Annotated in this window: 14 protein-coding genes; 8 read left to right on the top strand and 6 right to left on the bottom strand. The window is 69.4% G+C overall.

Translation table 11 applies throughout. From position 1 onward, the window contains the following. Positions 1 to 97: 97 nt before the first annotated feature. Positions 98 to 1,291, bottom strand: a complete 1,194-nt coding sequence (locus ABD134_RS11715) for a MarP family serine protease (protein ID WP_344229656.1) — start codon at positions 1,289 to 1,291, stop codon at positions 98 to 100. A 149-nt stretch (positions 1,292 to 1,440) separates the two neighbouring features. Between ABD134_RS11715 and ABD134_RS11710 the strand changes: the two genes are divergently transcribed. Continuing rightward, entirely contained in the window at positions 1,441 to 2,118 is a 678-nt protein-coding gene (locus tag ABD134_RS11710; protein ID WP_115933361.1) for a Crp/Fnr family transcriptional regulator, read from the top strand. 161 nt (positions 2,119 to 2,279) lie between these two features. On the opposite strand, the gene ABD134_RS11705 is transcribed toward ABD134_RS11710, so the two are convergent. Genes ABD134_RS11705 through sp36 form a run of 3 tightly spaced genes read right to left on the bottom strand, consistent with a single transcriptional unit; the run spans position 2,280 to position 3,981 of the window. Further along, positions 2,280 to 3,314 carry an NUDIX hydrolase gene (locus ABD134_RS11705; protein ID WP_344229653.1) on the bottom strand — a complete coding sequence of 345 codons (1,035 nt, stop codon included), beginning with the start codon at positions 3,312 to 3,314 and terminating at the stop codon, positions 2,280 to 2,282. A 23-nt stretch (positions 3,315 to 3,337) separates the two neighbouring features. Continuing rightward, a complete protein-coding gene (locus ABD134_RS11700) occupies positions 3,338 to 3,832 on the bottom strand; it encodes a RidA family protein (RefSeq protein ID WP_344229651.1) in 495 nt (164 codons plus the stop codon). Next, entirely contained in the window at positions 3,829 to 3,981 is a 153-nt protein-coding gene (sp36, locus tag ABD134_RS11695) for a Sp36 family protein (RefSeq protein WP_188805902.1), read from the bottom strand. The genes ABD134_RS11700 and sp36 overlap by 4 nt, the downstream gene beginning before the upstream one ends. A 76-nt stretch (positions 3,982 to 4,057) precedes the next feature. Here sp36 and ABD134_RS11690 point away from each other — a divergent pair, with 76 nt between their 5' ends. The 5 genes from ABD134_RS11690 (at position 4,058) to ABD134_RS11670 (ending at position 11,747) form a co-directional block, all read left to right on the top strand. Beyond that, positions 4,058 to 6,265: a transglycosylase domain-containing protein gene (locus ABD134_RS11690; RefSeq protein WP_344229646.1), complete on the top strand. Its 2,208-nt coding sequence runs from the start codon at positions 4,058 to 4,060 to the stop codon at positions 6,263 to 6,265. Between the two features lie 89 nt (positions 6,266 to 6,354). Continuing rightward, the gene (locus ABD134_RS11685) at positions 6,355 to 7,242 is read left to right on the top strand and encodes a metallophosphoesterase (protein WP_344230875.1); all 888 of its coding nucleotides are present in this window, start codon (positions 6,355 to 6,357) and stop codon (positions 7,240 to 7,242) included. A 222-nt stretch (positions 7,243 to 7,464) separates the two neighbouring features. Then, positions 7,465 to 9,381, top strand: a complete 1,917-nt coding sequence (locus tag ABD134_RS11680; protein ID WP_344229644.1) for an ABC transporter ATP-binding protein — start codon at positions 7,465 to 7,467, stop codon at positions 9,379 to 9,381. Next, complete coding sequence (locus ABD134_RS11675) at positions 9,378 to 11,285, top strand: ABC transporter ATP-binding protein (RefSeq protein ID WP_344229642.1); 1,908 nt, start codon at positions 9,378 to 9,380, stop codon at positions 11,283 to 11,285. Before ABD134_RS11680 ends, ABD134_RS11675 begins: the two co-directional genes overlap by 4 nt. 87 nt (positions 11,286 to 11,372) lie before the next feature. Next, positions 11,373 to 11,747 carry a nuclear transport factor 2 family protein gene (locus tag ABD134_RS11670; RefSeq protein ID WP_344229640.1) on the top strand — a complete coding sequence of 125 codons (375 nt, stop codon included), beginning with the start codon at positions 11,373 to 11,375 and terminating at the stop codon, positions 11,745 to 11,747. 52 nt (positions 11,748 to 11,799) lie between these two features. Here ABD134_RS11670 and ABD134_RS11665 read toward each other — a convergent pair whose 3' ends face one another. Continuing rightward, positions 11,800 to 12,711: a phosphoribosylaminoimidazolesuccinocarboxamide synthase gene (locus ABD134_RS11665; RefSeq protein ID WP_344229638.1), complete on the bottom strand. Its 912-nt coding sequence runs from the start codon at positions 12,709 to 12,711 to the stop codon at positions 11,800 to 11,802. Then, on the bottom strand, positions 12,711 to 14,000 hold the full coding sequence (gene purD, locus ABD134_RS11660) for a phosphoribosylamine--glycine ligase (protein WP_344229636.1): 1,290 nt from the start codon (positions 13,998 to 14,000) through the stop codon (positions 12,711 to 12,713). The genes ABD134_RS11665 and purD overlap by 1 nt, the downstream gene beginning before the upstream one ends. A gap of 84 nt (positions 14,001 to 14,084) precedes the next feature. On the opposite strand from purD, the gene ABD134_RS11655 reads away from it, so the two are divergent. Next, a complete protein-coding gene (locus ABD134_RS11655) occupies positions 14,085 to 14,441 on the top strand; it encodes a hypothetical protein (RefSeq protein ID WP_344229634.1) in 357 nt (118 codons plus the stop codon). A gap of 153 nt (positions 14,442 to 14,594) precedes the next feature. Beyond that, positions 14,595 to 15,674, top strand: coding sequence for an asparaginase (locus ABD134_RS11650; RefSeq protein ID WP_344229632.1), 1,080 nt, complete (start codon positions 14,595 to 14,597; stop codon positions 15,672 to 15,674). Positions 15,675 to 15,685: the final 11 nt, after the last annotated feature.

Raw genomic sequence — 15,685 nt, 5'->3', positions numbered from 1 at the left:
ATGTGATGGCGACCACGTTAGACCAGTCGGGCGGTTCTTGCACGATGTGGACCCCGGTTGACACTAGTCAGCCGAAGGTTCCCGGGCGTAGTCCCGCTCAGTTCCCCTGGATGCACTGGCCGGCGGACACCGTGTCCACCATCTCCTCGGACCCCGTCAGCGCGTGCTCGGCCTCTTCGCCGGTGATGGCGTACCCCACCTTGATGTCCCCGGTGGCGCGGGCGAAGACGATTCCCGCCACGTCACCGTCCACGGTCAGCAGCGGACCCCCGGAGCTTCCCAACTGGACATCGGCCTCCAGCTGGTAGATGTCCAGCAGGCCGGGTTCGGCGCCGTAGACGTTGTTGACGGTCACCTCACCGCGGGCCTGCACCAGTGCCGGGTCCATCTGGAAGGGCCCGCCCGAGGGATAGCCCATGATGTAGCCCGCTTCCTGGTCCGCCAGCTCGGCACCCACGTCCAGGGGCGGCAGGTCAGCCCCGTCCACGGCGATGACGGCCACGTCCCGTGCCGCGTCGAAGTGCACCACGCGCCCGGCGTGCACGCGACCGTCCGCGGACTCGACCGCGGGCTCGGTCAGGCCGGACACCACGTGTGCGTTGGTGATCACCCGGTCGGGGGCCACCGCGAAGCCGGATCCGGTCTGGTTCTGCCCGCACACCAGGGCGGTTCCGGAGACGCGCACCACCGAGGCACGCGCCTCCTGCAGCGCCTGTCCTGGTGCGGGGGTGGATGCCGCGGCCGCCGGGGTCTGAGTGGTCACGGGTTTGGGCAGCACCGGCACCACGTCTGTCCCGGCGACGGCGGCACGCACGCGGGCGACCAATGACTTGGCCGACTCGGGTGCCGCGTCGTTGATCGTGGTGATGACCCGGGATTCGGAGATCGCCGAGGTGACCGGCGCCAGGCCCATGGAGGACGCGGAGAAGGCCACGAGGGAGATCAGCGCAGCGGCCACCGCGGTGTTGGCCACGGCACCGCCGAGCCGGTCCACCGTCCGCAGTCCCGGCAGCGCCATGCGGAGGCGGATGGCGCGCCCCAGGGCGGCACCGATCCCCTGGCCGAGCAACACCAGGACCAGCGCAGCGGCCACGATGGCGAGGATGCGCCAGCCGGGTTCGGTGATCCAGGTGGAGACCAGCGGGATGGAGAAGAACGCGGCGAGGGCCCCGGCCACCAGTCCGACCATGGTCCCGAGGGTCACCAGGAAGCCGCGGCGGTAGCCGGCCATCAGGAACACGAACAGGACGACGATCAGGACCCAATCCAGCACGGTCAGTCCCAAGAACAAGGAGTCTCTCTTCCTGCGTCCGCCCCCGTATACGCGTAGCCTCCCACTTTACCGTTACCATTGCCGCAGATGGGGCAGAATGGATCACACACACTCCCCGCATGTCGTAGATGTCCGGCATGCCAGTCGACAGTGAGGACGAAGGACACATGGATCTCGAGGTACTGCGCAAGGCCCCGCTGTTCACCAACTTGGATGACGAGGTCTTTTCTGCACTGACCTCCGAGCTGACCGAGGTAGAGCTCTCTCGCGGCGCCTCTGCATTCCATGAGGGTGACCAGGGCGATCAGCTGTATGTCATCATGTCCGGCAAGATCAAGCTGGGCCGCACCGCCCCGGACGGCCGGGAGAACCTGCTGGCCATCCTCGGACCGGGGGAGGTCTTCGGCGAGATGGCGCTGTTCAACCCCGCCCCGCGCACCGCTACCGCAACGGCCGTGTCCGCTGCCCGCCTGGCCGGATTGCGCCACGACAATCTGCGGAAGGTCATCCAGTCCACCCCTGAGGTCTCCATGCAGTTGCTGCGGGCCCTGGCCCAGCGCCTGTCCAAGACCAACGAGTCCCTGGCTGACCTGGTCTTCTCCGATGTGCCCGGCCGTGTGGCCAAGGCCCTGCTGGACCTGGCGGACCGTTTCGGCCGTCCGGCCAACGACGGCCTGCTCGTGGCCCACGATCTCACCCAGGAAGAGCTGGCCCAGCTGGTTGGCGCCTCCCGCGAGACCGTCAACAAGGCCTTGGCCGAGTTCGTCCAGCGCGGATGGATCCGTCTGGAGAACCGTGCGGTCGTGGTCCTGGACCTGCAGCGCCTGCGCCAGCGCTCGCGCTAGTCACCCCAACCGGAATCGAACTGCGGTTGAAGCTCTGCTGAGCCACTGACCTCGAGGGGCCGCCATTGCGGCCCCTCGAGTCGTTTCTGAAGCCCGGAGAACTGATGCCCGGAGAACTCCAGCAGTTCTCCAGCGGTCCTGCAGCGAGCGTCCACCAAGGGTCAGGCGCGGGCCCACCGGCCGCCCGGCAGGTCGACGGATAGGCTGAACCCACCGCCGTCGGCTACTTTCCCCGGCGCATCCGATACTGCTCCGCCCACCGGGCTGCCGTGCAGCTCCGGCGTGAACTCTGGCACGCCGCCGCGGATGGTGAGGTCCATGAGGAACTCCACCGTGGATCCCGCCGCGGCCATCCGCTCGAGCAGCAGCTCCACCGCCGGCACCGTCAGGCGTCCCAGCGTCCGGCCCACGGTCTCCTGCTGGCCGATCGCATCTCCCAGCACGGTGCTGTTCCGCCCGGCCACCACCCACCGGGCCGGCACCCACGCCGACCAGACGCCCTTGCCCTCCATCAGGGAGGTGTCCTGGCCGTGCGGAACGGCCACCGCGAAGTACTGGGTATCGAAGCGGCGGTGGGAGAAATACGGACTGTGCCACCGCCCGACGGCGCGCAGCAAGTCGGTGCGCAAGCCGAAACCGCGGCGATTCACCAGGTCAGGGAGGGAGAGCTCCTGACGGTCGAGGGCCACGCGGGCCTGCATCCACTCGCCACCACCGGGATTCGTGACCACGGCGTGCGCGTCCGGCCCGGCCAACAGGATCCCGGTCTCCTCGAACAGCTCACGGATCGCCCCGGCCAGGTGCCGGCGGGCCAGGCGGTGGTCGTCCACCCCGAGCACCCGGGACCACTGGGCCGGAGCCGGGCCGAACCACGGGCAGTCGTCCTCGTCAGCGGAATCGAGGGAGCCTCCCGGGAACGCCACCGATCCCAGCGGAGTGGGCCCGGGCCGGTAGCGCAGCAGGGTCTCCACCCCGTTCAGCCCGTCTCGGACCACGGCCACGGAGGAGGCACGACGCGCGGCCCGCGGCCGCCGCTCTCCGTGCACCCACCAGCTGCGAGCGGCCACGTACTGGTCCTCCGGCAACTCGAAGAGCCGGGGCACCAGGGCGCGCTCGGGGCGGCGGACCGGGCCGTGGCCGACGGCCAGCCCGGTCCGCGGAGCGGTCGTCCGTGCAGAGGCGGGTGAGGAGGCCATGGTGCGGCGCGGGGCAGGCGCCCTCAGCGGAACCGGACGGTCATCTCGACCTCGACCGGCGAGTCCAGCGGCAGCACGGCCACCCCGACGGCGGAGCGGGCGTGGATGCCGGCGTCGCCGAAGACGCGGCCCAGCAGCTCCGAGGCGCCATTGACGACCTGGGGCTGGGCCGTGAAGGACGGATCGGAGGAGACGAAGCCGACGACCTTGACGACCTGTTCGATGCGGTCGAGGTCCCCGATGACGGATTTGACGGCCGCGAGGGCATTGACCGCGCAGACAGCCGCCAGCTCGGCGGCTTCCTCCAGCTCCACCTCGGCGCCGACCTTGCCGGTGGCCGGCAACTGGCCGCCCTGGAACGGCAACTGGCCGGAGGTGTGCACCAGGTTCCCCTCGATGACAGCCGGGACATAGGCGGCCACGGGGGCCGCCACCGGCGGAAGGGTCAGGCCGAGTTCGGCCAGGCGTGCCTCGACGATCCCGGCGGCGACGGCGTCGGTGGAAGCCGGCCCGTTCACTGCTTCGGCCGCTTCAGGTAGGCCACGGATCCACCCTCGGGACCGGTGACGATGGAGACTAATTCCCACCCCTCGGAACCATGCATGTCCAGCACCTGCTTGGGCGTGTGGAGGGGCAGCGGCGTGATGAGGTATTCCCAGGTTGTCATGGGACCACCCTAGCCGCAGGAATGCCCGTACCCGAGGTCCGTCACGGTCGATGATTCGGCCGGTAGAATCGTGACCATGGCCAATCGCAAGTCCCCCTTCTTCGACACTGCCACCACGCTGGGCAAGATCGTCGCCTTCCTCGGTGTCAGTGCGCTGTGTGGCGTGCTTGCGGCCGGTCTCATGCTGCCGATGGCCGCCGTGGGCGGAGCCACGGCCACGGCCGGCGGGGAGATGCTGGACCAGCTGCCCGCCGAGTTGAAGGAGGAACCGCTCTCGGTGCCCTCCCGCGTGCTGGACAAGGACGGCAACGTTCTGGCCACCTTCTACGCCGAGAACCGCGTCCCGGTCGAATTGGACCAGATCTCCCAGAACATGCAGGACGCCATCATCTCGATCGAGGACGAGCGATTCTACGAGCACGGCGGCGTGGATCCCCGCGGCCTGACCCGCGCCCTGATCAACAACGCCACCTCTGACTCGACCCAGGGCGCCTCCACCATCACGCAGCAGTACGTGAACAACGTGCTGGTCAACGCGCAATACCTGAACAACGAGCGCACCACGATCTCCGGCACCAAGACCGTGGCGGACAAGCTGCGCGAGATGAAGCTCGCCGTGGCCGTTGAGAAGGAGATGTCCAAGGACGAGATTCTCGAGGGCTACCTCAACATCGTGCTCTTCTCCGGCCGCGTGTACGGCGTTGAGGCCGCCGCACGCTACTTCTTCAACAAGACCGCCGCGGAACTGACCGTTCCGGAGTCCGCCATGCTCGCTGGCATGGTGCAGTCCCCCAACGGATACAACCCGGTCAACAACCCGGAGGGCGCCACCGAGCGCCGCAACACCGTGCTCGGGGCCATGCTGGGCAACGAGGCCATCACCCAGGCGGAATACGACGAGGCCGTGGCGTCCGATCTTGGCCTGGATGTCACCCCCCTGGCCTCCGGTTGCATGTCCGCCGACTACGGCAACTACTTCTGCGACTACGTCCAGCGCACCATCCTGACGTCCGAGGCCTTCGGTCCGGACGCCGAGTCGCGTCAGCGCCTGCTGGACCGTGGCGGTCTGCAGATCACCACCACCCTGGACACCAGCCTCCAGCAGGAGGCTGAACGAGCCGCGCGGGAGAACGCCCCGTACACCGAGTTCGGCGAGAACGACGCCGTGGGCGCCTCCCTCGTCACGGTGGAGCCGGGCACCGGCAACGTCCGGGCGATGGCCCAGAACACCACCTATGATCCGGCCGCCGAGGGCGACCAGAACACCACCATCAACTTCAGCGTTGATCGCCCCATGGGCGGCGGTGCGGGCTTCCAGGCCGGCTCCACGATGAAGCCCTTCACCTTCCTGTCCTGGATCGAAGCCGGGAACTCGATGACGGACACACTCGATGCCCGAACCAACACCTACCCGAACCGCACGCAGTTCCAGGGGTCCTGCGGTCAGTCCGGGACCATTCCCCTGCTGCTGGACCGCCCCGCCTGGACTGTCCGCAACGCCATTGCGGACATGAACAAGCCCATGCGTGCCGACTATGGGCTGTACTGGTCCATCAACACGGCCACGGTGGCCGCCGCCTACGCCCAGGACCTTTGCGGGATCACGGACCTGATGGGCCGCGTGGGCATCCAGAATGCCGGTACCGGTGAGACCATCAACCCGCTGAACCCGTCCTTCGTCCTGGGCTCGGAAGAGGTCTCCCCCCTGATGATGGCCGCCGCCTACGCGACCTTCGCGGACGACGGCAACTACTGTGAGCCCCGCGTCATCAGCGAGGTGACGGACACCCGCGGCAACTCGTACCAGATACCGCCGGTGTCCTGCGAGAAGGTCGCGGACACCCAGCACGTCGCGGAACTGAACAACACGCTCAAGGCCATCGCCTCAGAGCGCATCGCCCAGGACATCACCTTCCCGATCGCCGGCAAGACCGGAACGAACAACTCCTCGTCCTCCACCTGGTTCATCGGCAGCACCACCGGCCTGACCACCGCCTCCTGGGTGGGCAACTTCCGGGACCTGGACTCCCTGGAGGGCGAGACCATCGGAGGCGTGACCTACGACGATGTGTGGGGCTCCATCATCGCCGGACCGATGTGGGCCGACTACATGGGGACGGTGGCCGAGGCCTACCCCACGGACCAGTTCACGGCCTATGACGGCCCGGCCTCCGATCCCCGGACCATGGGCTCCCGCGAGGGCGGAGAAACCATCCGGGTCGACAGGCGCCCTGGACCCCAGCCGTACTACGACCGCAGCACCGTCGTCTCGACCGAGGACTGAGCCCCGTGGGAAAAGCACAGGTGAGGGCAGCTCGCCAGGCGGCCAGCCGGCGTCGGGCACGGTGGGTCTCGGCCGCGAAGACGGCGGTGATGGGCACCGGTGCCGTAGCCGCCACCGGTGCCGGCATGGTGGCCTGGGGTGCGCTCGTGGAGGCCCGCAACTTCGCGGTGCGCACCGAGCGGCTGCGCATTCTGCCGCCGGGCGCGAGCCCGTTCCGGATCCTCCACCTCTCGGACATCCACCTCATCCCATCCCAGCAGGACAAGCTCGACTGGCTGTCCGGCCTAGCCGACCTGAAGCCGGACCTGGTGGTCAACACCGGTGACAACATCGGCGCGGCCGCGTCCGTGGCGCCACTGCTCCGGGCCCTGGATCCACTGCTGGACGTGCCCGGAGTCTTCGTCCCGGGCTCCAACGACTACTACGCGCCGAAGCCGGCCAACCCGCTGCGCTACCTGGCCGGTCCGTCCCGGCAGGACCCTGACCGAACCGAGCTACCGTGGGAGGAGTTGTTCGATGCCTTCGAGGCCCGGGGCTGGCTCAACCTGTCCAACCAGCACATCTCCCGGGTGCTCAACAGGATCCGACTGGACTTCGCCGGCACCGACGACCCGCACCTGGGCCGGGACGTGTGGCCCGGCTTTCCTGGGGCTGGCTCCGGGCCAGCCCGCTCCCTGCGGATCGGCGTCACGCACGCGCCCTACCGCCGGGTGCTGGATGCCATGACCGAGGGCGGCGCTGACGTGATCCTGGCCGGCCACACCCATGGGGGTCAGATCTGCGTGCCCGGGTACGGCGCGCTCGTGACCAATTGCGACCTGCCCACCTGGCAGGCCTCCGGCCTGACCGAGTGGTCCTCCGGCGGGCGGGCCATACCCCTCGAGGTGTCCGCCGGCATCGGCACCTCACCCAAGGCCCCCATCCGCTTCGCCTGCCGCCCCGAGGCCGTCGTGCTGGACGTGGTCTCCCCCGCCTGACCCACCCTTCGGGTTCAGTCGGTCCCGATCCTTCAAAGGGATCTTTCAGATCGCCGCCGGCGACCGTAGGATGGTGGATCGCCGCATCCCTTGGTGCCGGCCACGTGTTCGACATCTGGAGGGGTCGCCTTGTCCACGCCTGCCCGCACCGATTCACCGCGTGGCGCGCCGGCCCGGCGGGGTCGGCCAGATGGAGGTGGCCCTGGCAACCGGGAGCAGTCCATGCTCGAGGCCATCCGCCGCCTCTCCCCCTATCTGGACGGGATCCGCTGGCGCTGGGTCGCCGGGCTCGTCTCGGCCATGCTGGCCGGACTGGTCGCCCTGTCCATCCCGCAGGTCATCCAGCAACTGGTGAACTCCGTGTTGCGTCCCGGAGGGTCCACCGCGGACGTGTGGGGCGCCGTCTGGCTCATGGCCGGACTGGGCATCGCCGAGGGACTGCTGATCTTCGGCCGCCGCTTCTTCATCCTGCCGCCCGCCGCCGGGGTGGAGAACCGCGCCCGCATCGCCCTGTTCACCCGGCTGCAGCGGCTGCCGGTCTCCTTCCATGACTCCTGGCCCTCGGGACAGCTGCTCTCCCGCTCGGTCGGAGACCTGTCCCTGCTGCGCCGTTGGATCGCCTTCGGCACGGTGATGTTCGTGGTCTCGATCGTCACGATCGTGGTCGGCATCGTGCTGCTGCTCAACTCATCCTGGATCCTCGGGTTGATCTACCTGGCCGGAGCCGTGCCGATCATGTGGCGCTCATTCCACTTCCGCAACGACTTCCGGAGCGCGTCCCGCCTCTCCCAGGACCAGGCCGGTGACCTCGCCACCACCGTGGAGGAATCCGTCCACGGCATCCGCGTGCTCAAGGCCTTCGGACGGGGCGGGGAGGCGCTGGAGGGATTCCGCGGTCAGGCGGACACGCTGCGCGGCACGGAGGTCCGCAAGGCCACGGTGCTCTCCCAGTTCATCGCCCTGATCGTCGCCCTGCCGGAGACCGTCATCGGCATCTCACTGGCTGCCGGCGTCTACCTCGTCGCCACCGGGGAGCTCACTGTGGGTGCCCTCGCCGGCTTCTTCGCCACGACGGCGGTGCTCGCCGGCCCCGTTGAATCCGTCGGTCAGCTCATGGGCATGTCCCTGTCCGCGAAGACCGCGATCGACCGACACTTCGAGGTCATGGACACCGCCGTGGACATCGCGGATCCGGCCGACGGTGCCGCTGCCACATTCGGTACCGAGTCAGGCGCGAGATCTGGATCCGGCTCAAGCCTCGCCTTCGAGGGGGTCGGCTTCCGCTACCCGGATGCCACCGCGGATTCGGAGCCGATTCTGCGGGACGTGACCTTGCACCTGGAACCCGGCGAGACGATGGCCCTGGTCGGGCTGACCGGATCCGGCAAGTCGACCCTCGTCCAGATGGTCCCCCGGCTCTATGACGCCACCTCCGGGCGGGTGCTGGTGAACGGAGTGGACGTCAGGGACTACGCGCTGGTGGACCTGCGGCGCACGGTGGCCATCGCCTTCGAGGACGCGACCCTGTTCTCCGACTCGATCCGCAACAACGTGCTACTCGGGGCCCCGGCCGAGATCGCCGGCCGGGATGCTGCCGATCCGCAGGCCGCCGAGGACCTGCTGGAGCTGGCCCTGGACACAGCCCAGGCCCAGTTCGCCTATTCCATGCCCGAGGGCGTGGACACCCAGATCGGGGAGGAGGGGCTGAGCCTGTCCGGTGGGCAGCGCCAGCGCATCGCCCTGGCCCGGGCCATCGCCGCGCAACCGGAGATCCTCGTTTTGGACGACCCGTTGTCCGCGCTGGACGTCCGCACCGAGGAGGTGGTCACCCAGCGGTTGCGCACCATCCTCACCGGGACCACCACTCTGATCGTGGCCCACCGGCCCTCCACTGTGGCCCTCGCCGACCGCGTGGCGGTGCTCCGAGACGGGGCGATCCAGGATGTCGGCACGCACGCCGAGCTCCTGGGCCGGTCGGCGGGATACCGCTTCATCATCTCCAGCCTCGAGGAGGACAAGTCCATAGAATCCGTCATGGACTCCGGGGTGATCACCGGGATGACGCCGGTGATCACCGTGGACGAAGCGTCCGACATCGGCACTGACAGTCGCAATGGCAGTGAAGGAGACCGACCATGAGCCGCGCGGACCGAACTCAGCGCCGCCGCCGCCCGACGGTCAACCCCTCCGCCCCCGGGGAGGTCCAGCGGCCCGACCCGACGCTGTTGGGCACCCAGGGCGAGGAGCGTCTGGACCTCAGCGTCCAGGAACGGAGGTATGTCAGGGCACGATCCTGGGCCCTGCTCAGGGATCTGGCCCGGCCGGTGATATGGAAGCTCATCCTGACGGCTGTGCTCGTGGTGATCTCGAATGCGGCCCGCGCGTCGTTCCCGTTGATCATCGCGTGGGGCATCGACTGGGGGTTGCCGCAGGTCGTCTCCACGCTGGAGGCCGGGGGCTCAGCGGCACCGGTGGTGGCCGCCGTCGGGGGCACCTACGTGGGAGCCGCGTTGACCGCGGGACTGCTACTGGGCACCTACACGTGGTTGACCGCCCGGGTGAGCCAGGCCATGCTGCTGGACCTGCGCGTGTGGGTGTTCCGGCACACGCAACGGCTCAGCCTCGAGTTCCACGAGAAGTACACCTCCGGGCGGGTGATCTCCCGGCAGACCTCGGACCTGGACTCGTTGCGTGAACTGCTGGACCAGGGCGTCTCCTCGCTCGTGTCCGGCCTGATGTTCATGCTGTTCACGGGCATCTCGATCGTCGTCCTCGACTGGCGTTCGGCGCTGATCCTGATGGTGGCGTTCATCCCGGTGGCGATCGCGGTGCGCTGGTACCAGGTGCGGTCGGAGGCGGTCTACCGGGAGTCGCGGGTGTCCTCCGCCCGGATGATCGTCAACTTCGTGGAGACCATGACCGGCATCCGCGCCGTGCAGGCCTTCCGCAAGGAACGCGCCAACGACCGCACGTACGAGACGCTGGCCGGCAAGTACCGCGATGACATGCTGAAGTCCCTGAACCTCTTCGGCATCCTGCAGCCGACCCTAGTGATCACCGGGAACCTGACCGTGGTGGCCATGCTGCTCTTCGGCGGGTTCCGGGTGCTGGACGGCACCTTGGCCGTGGGCGTGCTCGTGGCGCTGCTGCTGGCCGGCAAGCGCGTTTTCCAGCCGATGGAACAGGTCGCCATGTTCTACTCCTCCTTCCAGTCCGCCACCGCCGCGTTGGAGAAGGTGTCCGGGCTGCTGGAGGAGGCGCCCACCGTGCGGGAGGCAGAGCGGCCGGTGCCCCTGCCGAAGGCCGCCGGCCGGATCGAGTTCACGGATGCCGAGTTCGGCTATGGGGACGGCCAGGTGATCCTGCCACGCTTCGACCTGACGATCCCCGCGGGCCAGACGGTGGCCGTGGTCGGCCAGACCGGCGCCGGCAAGTCCACGCTGGTGAAGCTGATCGCCCGGTTCTACGACCTCTCCTCCGGGTCCCTGACGCTGGACGGGGTGGATCTGGACCAGCTCTCCGCGAGCGATCTGCGGCGCAACGTGGTCATGGTCACGCAGGAGGCGTTCCTGTTCTCCGGCTCCGTGGCCGAGAACATCGCCCTGGGCCGGCCGAATGCCTCGGATGCCGAGATCCAGGCCGCGGCGAGGGCCGTGGGCGCCCACGAGTTCATCCTGTCCCTGCCCGAAGGCTACGAGACGGACGTGACCAAGCGCGGCGGGCGACTCTCCGCCGGCCAACGCCAGCTGGTCTCCTTCGCGAGGGCATTCCTCGCCGACCCGGCCGTGCTCATCCTGGACGAGGCCACCTCCTCGCTGGACCTGCCCAGCGAGCGGCTCGTTCAACAGGGACTGACCCGGTTGCTGGGCGACCGCACCGCACTGATCATCGCCCACCGGCTGTCCACTGTGGAGATCGCCGACCGCGTGCTCGTGGTGCACGATGGTCGGGTCGTCGAGGACGGATCGCCCGCCGATCTGATCGCCGCCGGGGGCCGCTTCGCCGAGCTCCACGCAGCCTGGAAGAACTCTCTGGTCGGCTGAACCCTCCCCCACGCTTTCAGTCAGGCGCGATGGCAACAGGCCAGACGGCCCGAGGACACCCGGACGCCGAGCCACTAACCTGAAGGCATGGCCACGATGACGCTCAACGACCTGCTGGCCCTGGAACACCGGGGGTGGGATGCGCTGTGTTCCGCCCGGGGCGGCACCTTCTACGGGGAGTTGATGACTGACGACGCCCTCATGGTGCTCGTCAACGGCATGGTCCTGGACCGGGACACCGTGGCGTCAACCCTGGACCACGCCCCACCGTGGTCCGAGTACCACCTGGATGGCCCCCGGTTGGTCACCACCGGCACGGGCGCAGCAGCACTCGTGTACACGGCCACGGCTTCGCGGGCCGGAGATCCGGAACCGTTCACCGCCCTGATGTCCAGCCATTACCGGCTGCTCGACGGAGGTATCCGGATGACCCTGTACCAGCAGACGACCATCACCCACTAGACGTCTCGCGTCCCGTACTCTCGGTCGACTGAAAGCCCAGGTGGGGGGATGGTCAGGGCGTGAAGGTCTGGCCCGTCAGGGTCTCGTAGGCCTCGATGTAGCGGGCGCGGGTCTTGGCCACGACGTCGGCCGGCAGGGCCGGCGGCGCCTCACCCGAGTGCCGGTCCCAGCCGGAGTCCGGTCCGGTCAGCCAGTCGCGGACGAACTGCTTGTCGAAGGAGGGCTGGGCGCGGCCCGGCTCATACTGGGCGGCATCCCAGAACCGTGAGGAGTCCGGGGTCAGGACCTCGTCCCCCAACACGATCCGCCCGGTGGCATCCAACCCGAATTCCACCTTGGTGTCCGCCAGGATGATCCCGCGTTCCCGGGCGAGTGACTCGGCCCGGCGGTACACGTCCAGGGTCAGCTCGCGCAGCCGTTGGGCGGGGGTGTCACCGATCAGCCGGGCCATCTGCTCGAACGTGATGTTCTCGTCGTGCTCGCCCACGTCCGCCTTGGCGGACGGGGTGAAGATCGCCGGGTCCAGCTTCGAACCGTCCACCAGCCCCTCCGGCAGCTCGATCCCGGTGACCGTGCCGGACTCCCGGTACTCGGCCAGCCCGGAGCCGGTCAGGTAGCCGCGGGCGATGCACTCGACCTCGTACATGTCCAGCCGCTGGCACACCATGGCCCGCCCCGCCACGGCCTCCGGCACGTCCAGGGACACCACGTGGTGCGGCACCTGCAGCTGCTCGAACCACCACAGGGAGAGCTGGGTCAGCACGGCGCCCTTGTCCGGGATCTCGGTGTCCAGCACGAAGTCGTAGGCGCTGATCCGGTCCGAGGCGACCACCAGGAGGTTCGCAGACTCCCCCGGTGCCGCCTCGGCCGGCTCATAGAGGTCCCGGACCTTGCCCGAATAGGCGTGCCGCCAGCCCGGCAGCTCCACGGCCTGGGCGTCGAACCCTTGAGAGAATCCGGTCATCAGCGTGCCTTTCCGTCCGGGAGTGAGATCTCGCCGCGCTCGGCCTTGAGCCCGATGTCGGTGCGGTGCTGCGATCCCTCCAGGGAGATCAGGTCCACCCCCGCATAGGCGCGGGCCCGCGCCACGGCCAGGTCTTCCCCGAGCCCGACGACGGCCAGCACCCGGCCGCCCGAGGCGACCAGTCCGCCGTCGTCCGCCAATGATGTGCCCGCGTGCAGGACCGAGACGTTTTCCAGTGCATCCGCCTCGGCGACGCCCTGCAGCGTCCCACCCTTGAGGGGGGACTCGGGGTAGCCGGCGGCTGCGACCACCACGTCCACGGCGTAGTCGTCCGACCAGTCCAGCTCCTGCAGCCCGGCCAGGCAGCCGGTGGCGGCGTCCATCAGGAACCGGCCGAACGGGGTCCGCAGCCGGGCCAGCACGGCCTGGGTCTCCGGGTCGCCGAAGCGCACGTTGAACTCGATGACGCGCAGGCCGCGGCTCGTCAGGGCCAGGCCGCAGTACAGCACGCCGGCGAAGGGGGTGCCGCGGTCGGCCATGGTGGCGATGACGGGGCGGGCCACGGCCTCCATGACCTCGTCCACGAAGCCCTCCGGCAGCCAGTCCAGCGGGGTGTAGGCGCCCATGCCCCCGGTGTTCGGGCCGGCGTCGCCGTCGCCGATGCGCTTGAAGTCCTGCGCCGGGACGAGGGGGACGGCGTTGGTTCCGTCGGAGATGACGAAGAGGGAGACCTCGGGGCCGTCCAGGAACTCCTCGATCACCACGGTGCCCTTGACGTCGAAGCAGGACCGGGCGTGGTCGAGGGCCTCGGCACGGTCCGGGGTGACCACCACGCCCTTGCCGGCGGCCAGCCCGTCGTCCTTGACCACGTAGGGGGCGCCGAACGCGTCCAGGGCGGCCTCGGCCTCCGCGACCGTGGAGCAGGTGTGGGCGGCGGCGGTGGGGACGCCGGCCTGGGCCATGACGTCCTTCGCGAAGGATTTGGAGGCCTCGAGCTCGGCGGCGGCCTTGGAGGGACCGAAGACGGTGAACCCGGCCTGGCGCAGGGCGTCGGAGACCCCGGCAGCCAGCGGGGCCTCGGGACCCACGACCACCAGGTCCGCGCTGAGCTCACCGGCCAGGACGGTGACCCCAGTGGTGTCAGTGGCATCCACGGCGTGCACCGGGACGTCGAGGGCGATGCCTGCGTTTCCAGGGGCCGCATTGACCTCCTGGACCTCAGGGTCCAGTTGCAGGGCGCGGATGATGGCGTGTTCGCGGCCGCCGGAGCCGAGGACGAGGATCTTCACGGTGCCCAAGCCTAGACCGTCCGGGCCATCCGGGTGCGCGCAGGTGTTCCCGGTCCGGCCGCACCGGTCCGTACGATGGGCTCCATGACGTCCAACAACCCCGGGCCCGACGACGGCCGGCACCTCCCGGAGCACCGTGTCCGCCCCGAAGAACAGAGTCCGGACCGGCAGCAGCAGGCGCACGAGCAGCAGCAGTACGGCCACCCGTATGGCCGCGCTCCCCGTCTCCCCGGTTCCGGGGGCTCCGCGGATTCAGGCACGCTTCTCCGCACCGTCTACACCTTCGTGATCGTCTGGCTGACCTGCGCCGTGATCATGTGGTTCGGCACTCGGATGCTCGGCTTCGAACGCGGTGATCTGGGCGCTGCCGTGGTCTCCCTCGTCGTCTCCCTGGCCGGGGCCATCGCCGTGACCGTGTGGGCCACCCGCCGCGGGCGCTGAGGCGGCGCCCCACTGTTGGCCCTGGCCGGGCTGGCGCACGGATGAGGCCGCGGCAAGCCGGTTGGCCGCGCCGAACTCGCGGATCCGGTGCTCGAAGTGCTCTCCGCCTGAATCGGGGTGCTCTACGCCTGAAGTAGTGACAAGCTAGTGAGCATGCCCGCACCGCAGCAGCATCCCGCCCAGCACGAGATTCGCCAGCCCACCCGAGGCCCCTCGGCCACCTTCACGGTCGACGAGGCCGTGGAACTGGTCCACGTGGTCCGCAACGGGTTCATCGAGTCCCGCACCATCGGTTCGGCCGTGGTCACGGCACCGGACGGTTCGGTGCTGGCCTCCCTCGGCAGCCCGGACTCACTGGTCTACCCGCGCTCCACGCTCAAGCCGCTGCAGGCCATCGCCTCCCTGCGGCACGGGGCCCGGCTGGTCGAGGAACAGATCGCCCTGGCGTGCGGGTCGCACCGCGGGACGGCCCGGCACCGCCAGACGGCCGCCACCGTCCTGTCCTACGCCGGCATGGACGAGTCCTTCCTGCAGTGCCCGCCGGCCTGGCCCGCGGATCCTGCCGGGATCATCGAGATGGCCGGGGACGCCGGCCCCGGCGGTCCCCTCCAGACCCCGCTGGCCTACAACTGCTCCGGCAAGCACGCCGGTTTCCTCTCCGCCGCCAAGCACGGCGGGCACGACGTGGGCACCTATCTGGACCTCGACCACCCCGTCCAGCGCGAGGTGGCCGCCGTCCTCGAGGAGTACTGCGGCGAACCGGTGGCCCACTGGGGCGTGGACGGCTGCGGTGCCCCCGCCCCCGTGCTGTCCCTGACCGGTCTGGCCCGCAGCATCGGCAGGGTCGCCGCGGCCCCGCACCGCCTCGACTCCGAGGTGCATGCCGCCTCCGTGGCCACGGCCATGCTGGAGCACCCGTGGGCCGTGCACGGCGAGACCAACACGAACACCGTGGTGATCCGTGAACTCGGGGTGCTGGCCAAGCTCGGCGCGGACGGTGTCATGGTCATGGCCGCTCAGGACGGCACGACAGTGGCCGTCAAGGCGCTCGACGGCGGCACGCGCGCCGGCAACCTCGTCGCCCTGGTCCTGCTGGCCCAGTTCGCCCCCGGACAGATCGACCTCGAGGCCCTGCCGGGCGTTCTGGACACCGTGGCCCCGAAGATCCTCGGCCGCGGCAAGCCCGTCGGCCGGGTCCAGCTGGCCCGCCCCGTCCTGGCCCTGCTGGACTGAACGGCACGCCA

Source organism: Citricoccus alkalitolerans (assembly GCF_039528175.1).
In the GTDB taxonomy this organism is placed as follows: domain Bacteria; phylum Actinomycetota; class Actinomycetes; order Actinomycetales; family Micrococcaceae; genus Citricoccus; species Citricoccus alkalitolerans.
This window is presented reverse-complemented; position numbering and strand designations above follow the sequence as displayed.